This window comes from Paenibacillus puerhi, assembly GCF_009846885.1.
Taxonomy (GTDB): domain Bacteria; phylum Bacillota; class Bacilli; order Paenibacillales; family NBRC-103111; genus Paenibacillus_G; species Paenibacillus_G puerhi.
In genome coordinates, this window is the sequence record NZ_WUWM01000008.1 from 225621 (window position 1) to 237976 (window position 12356).

Annotated in this window: 14 protein-coding genes; 13 read left to right on the forward strand and 1 reads right to left on the reverse strand. The window is 52.6% G+C overall.

The window, feature by feature from the left end; all coding sequences use genetic code 11:
• The first annotated feature begins 8 nt into the window (after positions 1-8).
• The 13 genes from GSF01_RS09605 to GSF01_RS09660 all read left to right on the forward strand — a co-directional run bounded on the left by GSF01_RS09605 (position 9) and on the right by GSF01_RS09660 (position 11258).
• Entirely contained in the window at positions 9-971 is a 963-nt protein-coding gene (locus GSF01_RS09605) for an ABC transporter permease (RefSeq protein ID WP_159883278.1), read from the forward strand.
• 5 nt (positions 972-976) lie between these two features.
• Positions 977-1804 (forward strand): ABC transporter permease, encoded by an 828-nt coding sequence (locus tag GSF01_RS09610; RefSeq protein ID WP_159883345.1) that lies wholly within the window; start codon positions 977-979, stop codon positions 1802-1804.
• Between the two features lie 52 nt (positions 1805-1856).
• Entirely contained in the window at positions 1857-3470 is a 1614-nt protein-coding gene (nikE, locus tag GSF01_RS09615; protein ID WP_159883280.1) for a nickel ABC transporter ATP-binding protein NikE, read from the forward strand.
• Positions 3471-3492: 22 nt separating this feature from the next.
• Positions 3493-4632: a PLP-dependent cysteine synthase family protein gene (locus GSF01_RS09620; RefSeq protein WP_159883282.1), complete on the forward strand. Its 1140-nt coding sequence runs from the start codon at positions 3493-3495 to the stop codon at positions 4630-4632.
• Positions 4633-4685: 53 nt separating this feature from the next.
• Positions 4686-5897, forward strand: a complete 1212-nt coding sequence (cntE, locus tag GSF01_RS09625; RefSeq protein ID WP_159883284.1) for a staphylopine family metallophore export MFS transporter CntE — start codon at positions 4686-4688, stop codon at positions 5895-5897.
• 23 nt (positions 5898-5920) lie between these two features.
• Positions 5921-6448, forward strand: coding sequence for a GNAT family N-acetyltransferase (locus GSF01_RS09630; protein WP_159883286.1), 528 nt, complete (start codon positions 5921-5923; stop codon positions 6446-6448).
• Positions 6449-6569: 121 nt separating this feature from the next.
• Positions 6570-7121 carry a PadR family transcriptional regulator gene (locus GSF01_RS09635; protein WP_159883288.1) on the forward strand — a complete coding sequence of 184 codons (552 nt, stop codon included), beginning with the start codon at positions 6570-6572 and terminating at the stop codon, positions 7119-7121.
• A gap of 31 nt (positions 7122-7152) precedes the next feature.
• Positions 7153-8304, forward strand: coding sequence for an MFS transporter (locus GSF01_RS09640; RefSeq protein WP_159883290.1), 1152 nt, complete (start codon positions 7153-7155; stop codon positions 8302-8304).
• A 159-nt stretch (positions 8305-8463) separates the two neighbouring features.
• On the forward strand, positions 8464-8826 hold the full coding sequence (locus GSF01_RS09645; RefSeq protein ID WP_159883292.1) for a phage holin family protein: 363 nt from the start codon (positions 8464-8466) through the stop codon (positions 8824-8826).
• 174 nt (positions 8827-9000) lie between these two features.
• A complete protein-coding gene (locus GSF01_RS09650) occupies positions 9001-9462 on the forward strand; it encodes a MarR family winged helix-turn-helix transcriptional regulator (RefSeq protein WP_235941378.1) in 462 nt (153 codons plus the stop codon).
• Between the two features lie 132 nt (positions 9463-9594).
• Positions 9595-10473, forward strand: coding sequence for a haloalkane dehalogenase (locus GSF01_RS09655; RefSeq protein WP_159883294.1), 879 nt, complete (start codon positions 9595-9597; stop codon positions 10471-10473).
• A 133-nt stretch (positions 10474-10606) separates the two neighbouring features.
• Positions 10607-10738 carry a hypothetical protein gene (locus GSF01_RS30040; RefSeq protein WP_268893704.1) on the forward strand — a complete coding sequence of 44 codons (132 nt, stop codon included), beginning with the start codon at positions 10607-10609 and terminating at the stop codon, positions 10736-10738.
• Position 10739: 1 nt separating this feature from the next.
• Positions 10740-11258, forward strand: coding sequence for a DinB family protein (locus tag GSF01_RS09660; protein WP_159883296.1), 519 nt, complete (start codon positions 10740-10742; stop codon positions 11256-11258).
• A 157-nt stretch (positions 11259-11415) separates the two neighbouring features.
• Here the strand turns inward: GSF01_RS09660 and GSF01_RS09665 are convergent, their stop codons facing one another.
• The gene (locus GSF01_RS09665; RefSeq protein WP_159883298.1) at positions 11416-12216 is read right to left on the reverse strand and encodes a LolA-like protein; all 801 of its coding nucleotides are present in this window, start codon (positions 12214-12216) and stop codon (positions 11416-11418) included.
• Between the last annotated feature and the right edge of the window lie 140 nt (positions 12217-12356).

The window sequence follows — 12356 nt, forward strand, 5'->3', positions numbered from 1 at the left end:
CGGAGCCGATGGTGTACAAGGTGTTGCTCCGCAAGCTGTCCGAAGCGTTACTCACGTTGTTCTGCGCTTCGCTGCTTATTTTTACGCTGATTCGGCTGGCTCCAGGCGACCCTGTCGAATTGCTGCTGGGACGTACAACCGAAGCGGCCGCAAGTCATACCGAGGCGTATGACGAGAGAGTAAGTGAGCTCCGGGGCCAGCTGGGGCTCGATCAAAGCTTGCTCGAACAGTATATGACATGGCTGAAGCGCTTGCTGCATGTCGACCTCGGCACCTCCATTCATACCGGGAGACAGGTCAGCGCTGAAATCGCGGAAAGACTTCCTGCGACAGTCGTTCTTTCCTTATCCGCCCTTCTCCTGCAAGTGGTGCTGGGCCTGTTCCTCGGAACCGTCTCTGCTCTGAAGGCTGGGGGAGCTGCCGATTCCTTCATCAGACTGGTCTGCGTCGTTATGGCTTCCACGCCGGCATTTGTCATCGGCTTAGGGCTGCTGTCATTCTTTGCCGTTACGGCTGGCCTGTATGAAATAAGCAGCGAAGCGAGCCCGGGCAAGCTTTGGCTGCCCGCTCTCACCTTAGGCCTCCTAGGCGCTCCGCCGCTGATCAGGATGGTAAGAGCCCATATGCTGACCGAGCTTGGCCAGCTCTACATCCTTTCCGCCCTTTCGCGCGGGCTGGATCGCAAGCGGGTTGTGCAGCATGCTTTAAGAAATGCTCTGCTTCCTGTCATCGCGATGGTTGCTCTTTCCCTTACGGGACTCATGGGCGGGGCCGTCGTGATGGAGAGCATTTTTTCCTGGCCCGGTCTTGGCAAATATGCGCTCGACAGCATTTTGCTTAAAGACTACCCGGTCATTCAAGGGTATGCGGTGGTCATGGTATCGCTGGTGATCCTTATTCATCTAGTCGTCGATGTGATATACGCGCTGCTAGATCCCCGAATCCATCGCAGGGAGGAGGGAAGAGCTTGAAGATCATGCCCAGCTTCAAATATCCGATCAGTCTGGTAATAGGCATCGCTCTACTGAGTCTATTGGTCACGCTCATAGCGGCCGCGCCCCTGGTTACACCGTATGACCCCGTGAAGCAGCAAGCCTCCGAGCGTCTCGAGAAGCCGAGCCTCGAACATCCGCTGGGTACAGACCGATTTGGCCGTGATCTGTTGTCGAGGGTTTTGTATGGAGGAAAAACGACCTTGCTGGCATCCTTCCTCGCGCTTGGGGCGACTCTCTTGATCGGGCTAATCGCAGGCCTGGCAGCCGGTCTGTTTCAAGGCTCCATCCTCGATGTCATGATCATGCGTCTGGTGGATGTGCTGCTTGCCTTTCCCTTTATGGTGCTTGCGATGGTGATAGCCGCCTTATTCGGCACAAGCTTTGTCCATCTGCTTATCGCTGTCGTATCGGTATGGTGGGTTTCCTTTGCGCGCTTGACCCGCAGTGTAGTGCTTCGCGCGAAGCAAGAAACGTCCTTTGCCGCAGCCCGGGTGCTGGGGGCATCAAGCGCGACCCTCATCTGGAAGGAATTGCTGCCCAAGGCGATAGGTCCCGTCCTGGTCCTGGCGACCTTCGAGCTCGGCAGTCTGATGCTGTCTATCGCAGCGCTATCCTTCCTGGGGCTAGGCTCGAAGCCTCCGGCGCCCGAATGGGGCAGCATGCTGGCGGATGGACGCGACCATTTCATGCAGGCTCCGCATATTCTGCTCGGACCGGCTTTGTTCATCATGCTTACGGTACTGGCTTGTAACTTGATCGGCGAGGGAATGAGGGACCGGCTGGACCCGTATGAGAGGTCAGAGCTGTAGCCGCTCATAAGCGGATTGCAAGGATATTGCCAAACATGGAGGAGGGCGGGACGTGCCGAATAAGGAACAAGAGCCGATGCTGCGGGTCCGCAGCCTGCAGGTATCGTACAAGCAAAACCAGCAATCTATCCCGATCTTGAAGAATCTTAGCTTCGAATTAAGGAAAGGCGAGGTCCTGGCCGTTCTGGGCGAAAGCGGGTCGGGGAAGTCCACGATGGCCAAGGCCGTCACGGGCTTGCTGCCTCCATCCGCGATTGTTGGAGGCGGGTCTTTGGAGGTGGGCTCCCTCCGGATCGGCGATCTCTCCGATAGCGGCATCCCGTGGAAGCAGGTGCGAGGAAGGAGGATCGCTATGCTCTTCCAGGATGCGCGGCTGGCGCTCAATCCCGTTCTGCGCATTCAAGATCACTTCCGAGAGAGTCTCCTCTATCATCGCTTGGCTTCGGCGGACGAAGTCCTGTCTGTCAGCGCGAGACTGTTAAGCCTGCTGGGCTTTGCGGATGCGCCGGCCATCCTGTCAAGTTATCCGTTTCAGCTCAGCGGAGGGATGTGTCAGCGTGTCTGCCTGGCACTAGCGCTTAGCCTGAAGCCATCCGTCCTTATCGCGGATGAACCGACCTCTGCTCTGGATACGGTGAGCCAAAGGGAGGTGCTGGATTGTCTCGAGAGGATGCAGCGGGAGCTTGGCTTAACCGTTCTTCTGATTACTCATGATATTGCTGTAGCCCGCGCGGTAAGCCATCGGGTTATGGTGTTAAGGAGAGGGGTCATTGAGGAGGAAGGCGATACCCGGAGCGTTTTATCCAGGCCCCGGACTGCCTATACCCGCCGATTGCTCGCTGCCCGCGCCCAGCTCGCCCGGCCTTCACGCGATCGCAAGATGCCTCCCCTGAGTGCGAGCGGACCTTTGCTTGAGGTCATCGGGCTGAACAAGTCGTTTCACCCAAGCAAGCCGATCCTGCAGGATATCCACCTTGCCTTGAATCCTAAGGAAATCGTAGGGATTCTCGGGCAAAGCGGCTGCGGCAAATCTACGTTGGCCCGGTGTATCGCGGGTCTGGAATCGCCCGGCGGAGGACGCGTGTTGATTCGCGGAAACGAAATCAGCGGGCTGAAGGGCAGGGCGAGGCGGGACATCTGCAAGCGGATCCAACTCGTCTTCCAGGAAGCCAGGGCCAGTCTGAATCCGGGGCGCACGGCTTTGCAGCTGGTGCAAGAGCCGCTTCATTACTTGCACATCGGCACTAGACGTGAAAGAGAAGCGATGGCCAGGCTCTACCTTCATGAAGTGGGGATTACCGGCGATGCCCTAAGCAGGAGGCCCCCTCAGCTGAGTACGGGACAATGTCAGCGTATCGCGATCGCTAGAGCGCTGGTGCTGAAGCCGGAGATTCTTATCTGCGATGAAGCGGTATCCGCTCTGGATATGAACGTGCAAGCCCATATCCTTGCGCTGCTGCAGCGTCTGCACAAGCAATATGGATTTTCGATGATTATGATTTCCCATGATATCCGGGTTCTCCGTTCCTTTTGCCACCGAATTGCCGTGATGAACGAGGGAAGCTTTTGCGAAGTCCGACAGGCGGATGACCTGCTGCAAGAAAGCAATCAGCCTTATACTCAATTGCTGCTCAAATGCGCGGGCGATATGGAAGAAGGATTTTAGGAATGAAAGGAAGGATGCGCCTATGATCGGCACTATTTTGGAAACCATCGGCCAAACGCCCCTCATCACGCTGCCCAATACGAACAAAGCGGACGAAGGCCGGGTCTTGTTCAAATATGAACGATATAATCCGGGAGGAAGCATCAAGGACCGGGCTGCCTCTTATATCATTGCGGAAGCGGAGCGCAGGGGCTTGCTGAAGCCCGGGGGCACGATCATAGAGTCCTCGAGCGGAAATTTCGGGATATCGCTTGCCATGATCGGCGCAGCCAAAGGATATCGGGTGCTTATCCTGGTAGACCCCAAAACTACGCCTGCTAATCTAGCGCTGTTAAAAGGCTTTGGCGCGGAGGTCATCGTCGTTACGGAGCAGGACGACAGCGGCAGCTATCATAAAACGAGAATTTCGTTGGCCAACAAGCTTGCGAGGGAGATGGAGCATGCATTTCGTCCGGATCAGTGCTTTAATCTCCTGAACAGCGACGCGCATTATAAAAGCACGGCCCGTGAAATTATCGAGGCCTGCCCCGCCGGGCTTGCCGTCTTCATAACAGCCGTGAGTACCGGCGGGCAATTGGGCGGCATATCCAAATATCTCAAAACCTTCGCGCCCGAGGCGCAAATCATAGGGGTGGACGCCGTAGGCTCAGCCATCTTCGGAGGGCATAAGGATGCTTATCTGATCCCCGGCATTGGTCTTGGCTGGACACCGGTCAACCTTAATATGGACCATGTGGATCGCGCTTATAAAGTGACGGATGAGCAGGCATTCCTGACGGCCCGGGTGCTGGCCCGCCACGAAGGGATTCTGATGGGGCCCTCCAGCGGAGCATGCGCGCTTGTGGCCCTTAAGATCGCTCAAGAACTTTCGCCTGACCAACAGATTGTCTGCATGATCTCCGACGGAGGGGAACGTTACATTCAAACCTTGTTTAATGACGAATGGATGGAGCAGCAAGGCTTTGCCACGGCTGCCGATATCGAAACTCTGCGTACGATGGCGAGGCAGCTGCAGCCTTGGAGCATGCGACCTGCGGATCATGCGAATTACCGGTCCGACTTGATCGAGAGCCTGGAGGTTCCCGATACTACCCTGCTAATGAACGCCGAGCTGCAGGGCCGCGAAGCGTACCATTCAGGGAATTCGCTATATCTGGACTAACACGTCAACCCTATGCGTCGGTGTAGGAGAAAGCAGCTGGAGGGTTAGTTCGGATGACCGAGAATAAAGCTTTATCAGCGCCGTTTCTTCGCTTATATGGCTTAGCGTTATTGTTTTTCAGCGCCAATTCCATCCTCCATGTCATCTTGCCCGTGAGGGTCGAGGCGCTAGGGGGAAGCAACAGCCACATCGGATTCCTGATGGGCGCTTATATGTTCACCTGCATGTTCTTTCGGCCATGGGCCGGGCATCTGGTTCACAAGCATGGACCTGCCCTGGTCATCCGGGTCCTGTTGATCGTCAACGGCCTAGCTCTTATCCTGTACACCTTTACCGGATGGGAGGGGTATGTTGTCGCACGTATCATGCAAGGGATCTGCACCGCCTTCTTCTCGATGGCGCTGCAGATGGGCATCATCGACGCGCTGCCGGAGGAGCAGCGTTCGCAGGGCTTGTCGCTATACTCGCTCTTTACGTATATGCCGACCGTACTCGGCCCGCTCCTTGCCGTCGGAATCTGGGATTGGCGAGGCATGGAGGGCTTCACGGTCGCCATGGTCGTTATCGCGGTAGGGACGGGACTGTTCGGCTACCATGTGCCGATGCAGGCGGCAAGGGAGCCGAATCAGGGAGAGGGTCCGATCGAGCGGGAGAGGATGAGCGGTATGCTTCGACAGGCCGTCAGCTGCCGCCCGCTGGCGGTCTGCGGCTCACTGATGCTGATGGTTTCCGTCGTGTTCGGAGCTGTGACCGCGTTCATCCCGATCTATGCCCGGCACATCGCATACGGCCATGCGGGAGTTTATCTGATGCTTCAGGCCCTAGTCATCGTGGTTGCCCGGTTCGCGCTGCGCACGCGTCTTCCATCCGACGGCAAGTGGCACGCGTTGTTTGTGGCCGCCATCTGTCTGCTTGGAGCTGCCGGAGCGGGGCTGTTATCTTTGTCGCAGGCATGGGGGCCCGTCCCCTTGTATGCGGCAGCGGTTCTGATTGGCATTGCCCAGGCGGGCTTGTATCCGACGCTGACTTCGTATTTGACATTTGTGCTGCCGGGAGCTTCGCGGAATGTATATATCGGACTGTTCATCGCCACAGCCGATCTTGGGGTGTCGCTGGGCGGTATGGCTATGGGACCGGTGGCCGACCGGTTCTCTTATAGCAGCATGTACGCGGTCTGCGCCGTCCTGGCTGTCCTCGCCGCGTGCGTAGCGTCAGGGAGCCGGGCAATGAGAAGAAGCCAGCCGGGAACCTTAAACCGGATTTGAGTGCAATCAGGAGGAAACTGAATTTGGAACAGCGAACAGACTATCGAATTATTCGAGCGGACCTGGAGAGAAGCGCCGAAATCAAAGGCTTTGTTCTGGCGATGATGAGCGCCTTATACCCGATCGGCAGCTACGATGCGAATCCGCAAGACTTGACTTTCTTCGAAGAGGTATATATACGGCCGGCGAATGCCTGCTTTTTCTTGGCCGAGGATGGGAAGGGGCGTATGCTTGGCACAGCAGCGGTCAGGCCCTATGACAGGCGTTTTCCCGAGGTGGAGCCTTTTATCGGAAACGGACCGGTCTGCGAGATCGTTAAGTTTTATATTCATCCTGCCAGCCGAAGACAGGGAGTGGGAGGCCGGCTTTATGCCGAGGCGGAACGATTCGCGAGAGAAGCGGGATTTACGGAGAGCTATCTGCATACTTCCTTATACTTGCCGGGAGGGTATCCGTTCTGGCAATCCCGGGGCTATGGCGAACGCTATTGGGAATCGGAGCAGCTGGTGCACATGAGCAAGAGTTGGGATAATGAAAGCATGGAGAAATAAGCAAGCTGACGTCGGTCTTATCGGCGTCAGTTTTTTTGGTGTTTTCAGCGTCTAGACAAATATATCGATTCGACATATAATATGTATCGAATCGATACATATGAGTGAGGTGCATTCGGGATTGTACGAATTGTTTGTTTTGGGAGAACTGATGACGGGCAAGAAGCATGGGTATATGCTGCAGGACGTGCTTAAAAACTCGGTAGGGCTCGGACGTAAGCTAAGCTCGGGGACGCTGTATCCGCTTCTTACCCGAATGACGGAACAAGGGTGGATTACTCTGCTGACCGAGGAAGAGACGAAGGGGGGACGAACGAAAAAAATATTCGATATCACAGAGGTGGGGCGCGACCGGTTTCTGCAGTTGATGAAGAAGCCCTTTGATTCAACGTTGGAAGGCGAGACCGAGCTCATGCTCCAGTTCAAGCTGGTGTACTTCCAGTACGTGGCCAAGGAAGTCCGGCTGTCAAGTCTAGAGCAGTATCTGCTAATTCTCGAGAAGAATTTTAAGCATATCACAGACTTTGAGTCTGCTCTTGCAACCTATCAACCGGAGCCGGAGAAGCAGCGCGTTCAGCTGCTGCGTGCATTGGATCGTCAAGCAAGATTAAGAGAGGTCGACATTCAGTGGATCAAGGAAGAGATTGAACGCGTTCGAACACAGCCCGATTAAGACTCGAAGAGTGAAGTAGAAGGAGGATGTTATGGAGCGCTTATGGACGAAGTCCTTTATCCAGATGACATTAGGGATGTTGATCTTATTTACAGGGTTTTATTTGTTGCTGCCGACATTGCCGCTATTTATCAAAGATATTGGCGGCAATGACTCTCAGATTGGTCTTGCTGTGGGCATGTTCACACTGACAGCCGTTGTCTTTCGTCCACTTGTAGGAGGCTTGCTTGACCGCTACGGCAGGAGGCCGTTCATGATCTGGGGCCTCGTCGTATTCACCTTGTCGATGTATCTTTACGATTGGGTGGGAAGTATCGTGCTGCTGCTTCTGCTGCGTATGCTGCATGGCGCCAGCTGGGCTTTTTCCACGACGGCCGTCAGCACTTCGATCACGGACATTATACCTGCTTCACGCAGGGGCGAAGGCATGGGCTGGTTCGGTATGGCGATGACGGTCGCGATGGCGATTGGTCCGATGCTAGGGATCTGGGTCCTGGACAACGGCTCTTTTCACAGCTTATTTCTACTGACGACGATCCTTTCAGCGGCATCGCTAGTACTGGTTTTCCTGACCCGTATTCCTTTCCAGCCTGTATCGTCGTCAAGGAGGATTGTTTTATTTGAGAAATCTGTCCTGCCGGTCACGATCACGCTTTTCTTTCTGGCCGTTGCCTACGGGGGGATCACGACGTTCCTGCCATTGTTTTCAGCTTCGATCCAGGTTAATCCAGGCACCTTCTTCTTGGTCTATGCTCTGGCCCTGACCCTGATCAGACCGATATCGGGAAAGCTATCCGACCGGTATGGGGAGTCCCGGATCATCATCCCGGCATTGATGATTACCATATCGGCTCTGATCGTATTGAGTTTTTCCAGCGGCTTAGGGGGTGTCATTGCCGCCGCCATCCTGTATGGGATCGGCTTCGGTTCTGCACAGCCAGCGCTCCAAGCGGCGAATTTGCGATTGGCTCATCCCGACAAGAAGGGTGTTGCCAACGCCTCCTATTTGACTGCGTTCGATCTAGGGATTGGGCTAGGCTCGATCACACTTGGCTGGGTATCCCAATACACGGGCTACGACATCTTATTCATGGTCTGTGCGGCATCTGTCGTCGTATCCTCTTTGATATTCATCGCCTTTGCCAGATGGCAGGCGGCAACGAAATCTTCGTCTGCCGGGTAGAATCAATACTTAGTGTGCCGCATAATTTGATTTAGAACAAAGAGGATTCCTCAAAATAACCTTGACGATATCCGGCCAGGAGGGTACCATCTAAAAAAGAAAAGTTTCCCTTTTATATGGAAAGGTATATGTCACCGCGGGAAGGAAGGAGGAACGGCGTTGAGAAACTTACTTCATCTGTTGGCTACATTTCTTGTTTTCTGGATAGGCAGTCAATATTTTAGTTCGTATATTTCTATCTCGGATACCCAAACATTGGTCCTGGCAACGGTCTTTATGTTTGTAATCAGTTTCGTCTATGGTCTTTTATTGACGATATCTGTTCTTTCCATTCTTGTGGGGGGAATCGGATGTCTGACCACACCTTTATTAATCCTAGCTTCGCTCGTGCTGACGCCCATTAAGTTATGGCTGCTTGATCGATACTTACCGGGTTTTGAGATTCATGGTTTTTGGACGTATGTGATACTTACTATTGCATTAAGCATTTTTACAGCGAAAGTTAAAGGAAAGAAGGATTGAAGCAACACGGAATAGCACAGTCATCGCGCAAGTAACGCTTTATTTTTGTAAAATTAGAGAAAGTGGATTTCGAAAAAAGCGATCATGCTATTAGGCATAATCGCTTTTTTTGATCTTGCTTGCCATATATTCAAAAAATAGTTGCAATAACATCCTATATGACGGAGGGATAATGTGAGCGAGCATTGGAGGCAGCATGACGAGGGCGCAGAGGAGTCGCACGGTCAATACATCTCAGCGATCTACCGACACATGCAGGTATTGATCTCAGCCGAGTTGGCACCATATAGAATCGGAAGCGGACAGTATATTTTTCTGATGGCGATTGCGTTTCGGCAACCGATTACTCAGAAGGCGCTAAGCGAAAAACTGCTCATTGACAAAACGACTACCGCCAAAGCGATTACCAAGCTGGAAGCAGAAGGTTACGTACGGAGGGAAGTCGATCCCGCCGACAACCGCTATCATCTGCTCTATTTGACGGACTCGGGACGTGAGGTGGTACCTAAAGTGCAGGAAGCACTGGCCCGCGTTAAGAACAAAACGAGGAAAGGTATTAACGATGAAGAGTATGATTTGTTAGTAAACTTGCTGAAAATCGTGCTTCGCAATCTGACCGAGAAGGAGGAGGCGTAAGATGATCCTCAACGGTTCGGTGGGTTGAATTTCAGCTAAACGAAACGGAAATCGGGCATCAAGATATTGCTTGGGCCATTGAAATCGCGCGGCTCAAATATGATCAAATAAAATGGATGGGTGAGATGAAAAATGATTAACGAGGCATTTCCCTATGAGAAAAAGCGAATTCAAGTATTCGGATTAGAGATGGCATATGTGGAGGAAGGAAGCGGTGACCCGATCGTCTTCCTACACGGCAATCCGGCATCCTCCTATCTCTGGCGCAACATTATTCCTTACGCCCAGAAGTTTGGCCGCTGCATAGCGCCTGATCTCATAGGAATGGGTGATTCCGCAAAGCTTCCGGATAGCGGACCTCACGCGTATACCTTTGCCCAACACCGCCGCTATCTTGATGAGCTGCTCGATCAGCTTGATGTGTGCGAGCGCGTGACCTTCGTGGTGCACGACTGGGGATCGGTACTGGGCTTCGACTGGAGTAAGCGTCATCCCGAAGCGGTCAAAGGCATCGTTTACATGGAGGCAATTATTAAGCCGCGCAGATGGAGTGAAATGCCGGAGAATGGGCGTAAAATCTTCCAAACGATTCGGACTCCGGAAGGGGAGAAGATGGTGCTAGAGCAAAATTCGTTCATCGAGTTCAACTTGCCAGTCAATATATTGCGCAAGCTGACGGATGAAGAGATGGCACAATACCGTCGACCGTTTCTGGAGCCGGGCGAAAGCCGCCGCCCTATGCTAAGCTGGGCACGCCAACTTCCGTTCGATGGAGATCCGGCCGATATAACGGAGATTGTCACCGAGTATGGAGAATGGCTGGCGAAAAGCGCGGTTCCCAAATTATTCATTCAATGCACACCTGGCTTATTACCACAATCCCACATTGATTTCTGCCGTACATGGCCATCGCAGACCGAAGTTACGGTGCCAGGCCGACACTATCCCCAAGAAGACGCACCCAATGAAATTGGCGAAGCGCTTTCCTTATGGTTGAAAGATATGGTTTAACGTCTCGGGGTACTAAGATAGTGTTTATTTTCATGGAAATAATTGAATATTATCTAGAAACTTACTAAGATAAGAATGAGCCCTCGGATGAGGTGCTGGAGGTGCTTGGACTGGAAATAGACGTGCTCGGGGGATGAAAGAGCAAGGATTCTTCAAGACAGCCTGGAAGCATCCCGGTGCAAGCAGTTCGCAGTCGCCTACGGCCGACTCGGAGGAATTACAAGAGCTGCTGAAGCAGCCACTAGAAACAGGGGAGGATGAATAAGATGATGGAACGGCCCAATCGTGATGAATACAACGACTATTATGCAGTTTATGTAGGACTGGTACCGGCAGGCGATCTGGAGGCAATCCTCAGAAGCCAGGAGAACGAGACGCTGGACATCTACCGCCCTCTGAGCGAGGAGCAGGCCCGGTACCGCTATGCACCTGACAAATGGAGCCTGAAGGAAATGCTCGGCCATCTTACGGACACCGAGCGCGTCATGTCCTATCGCCTGCTGAGGATATCCCGGGGAGATATGTCCCCGCTCGCCGGGTTCGATCAGGACGAGTTTGTGCAGGAGTCGGGCTTCGATAATCTTCCGCTTGCCCTGCTTCTGGAAGATTACCAAGCGGTCCGCGCCTCGACGTTGACTCTGCTGAGGACGCTGGACGCCCGTAAGCTAGCTCGCAAGGGAGTGGCCAATGGCAGCGAGGTTTCCGTACGGGCGCTCGCCTGCGTCATTGCCGGACATGAAGCACATCACCTGAATGTGATCCGCGAGCGTTACAAGCAAGCGTAAAGATTGTGGGGTTGCGCCTGACCGCGGAAACGCAGTCCTATATAGATAGAGGACAATATAATCCGTCAAGAGCGTAGTCGCTTTGGGCTACGCTCTTGGTCTATCATGTTTTTTATTAGGAAAACTTTTGTTGTCGGCAGACCTTTTCAACAGTTTATTATTTTTCAGATTTGTTTTCCGGGTATCCAGTTCCATTCTTAGAGAATCCTTCTACTTGCTCTGGAACATAAAAGTTGGCTGAATGAGTAGGTTTATTAAATTCAATGGAAGTAACCTCCAAGGTGTTTACAACTTCATTTTTTGAATTGGTCTCGATCAGCTTCAATAAAACGCCGGTTTCGGTATCGACCCACATTTTATAACGGGTCGCCTTTCTTTTTTCAGCAAGTCCCTTTTCAAGATCGCCTTCAACTATTGCGGTATTTCTATCAAAAAGATTATCTTCTCCAGTAATCGTTGGTACGGAAGTATACAGCCAAAATGCATATGCTTGAGGAAGAGCAACATCACTTGCTTGGTCTGCTACTGCCGGATCCCCCCTATAAACGAAGTGGTTCTCCTCGTTTTCATCCTTATAATACCGTGGCTCACTTTTGTTAATTTGAATTGGTGTACCTACTCGGTTTTGGGAGACTTTTTTTGTGTGGAGATCGAAGACAGAAATAGTGTTACCACTAAATCTAGTTTCAGTAGATTTACCGCTTTTATCCTGAACTCTTACATAACTTCCAGGTGCGCTTCCTTCTTGGATCTCGAATTCTACCACTCTATCCACGGTCGGGGTTACTTTATGATAGGACCCTTTTAATGACTGGTAGTTATCAACTGCATTCAGCATTTTATCTTGAATCGTTGAAATGGAGATTGGCTCCTTCTTTTGAACATCAATGGTTTGCGAGTTAGCTGCAGCAATTGGATCAGAGGAGCTTAATTGATTTGCCGCGTACACGGATGTCACAGCCAGACATGCCTGTTTTTTGCAAGCGAAAAATGCTTAAACTTGCTGCCAAAAATGCCGAGACCGCTTGCCAGATGAATGGTCACTGCGGAATTCGCTCCATCGCTTGCTTGAGCCGGAAACTTTCACCCGTGAATGAA

Coding starts and splice junctions, on each gene's coding strand:
- GSF01_RS09620 (WP_159883282.1), top strand. CDS start 3,493: ATGATCGGCACTATTTTGGAAACCATCGGCCAAACGCCCCTCATCACG.
- GSF01_RS09605 (WP_159883278.1), top strand. CDS start 9: ATGGTGTACAAGGTGTTGCTCCGCAAGCTGTCCGAAGCGTTACTCACG.
- GSF01_RS30040 (WP_268893704.1), top strand. CDS start 10,607: ATGAAAGAGCAAGGATTCTTCAAGACAGCCTGGAAGCATCCCGGTGCA.
- GSF01_RS09640 (WP_159883290.1), top strand. CDS start 7,153: ATGGAGCGCTTATGGACGAAGTCCTTTATCCAGATGACATTAGGGATG.
- GSF01_RS09610 (WP_159883345.1), top strand. CDS start 977: ATGCCCAGCTTCAAATATCCGATCAGTCTGGTAATAGGCATCGCTCTA.
- GSF01_RS09655 (WP_159883294.1), top strand. CDS start 9,595: ATGATTAACGAGGCATTTCCCTATGAGAAAAAGCGAATTCAAGTATTC.
- cntE (WP_159883284.1), top strand. CDS start 4,686: ATGACCGAGAATAAAGCTTTATCAGCGCCGTTTCTTCGCTTATATGGC.
- GSF01_RS09660 (WP_159883296.1), top strand. CDS start 10,740: ATGATGGAACGGCCCAATCGTGATGAATACAACGACTATTATGCAGTT.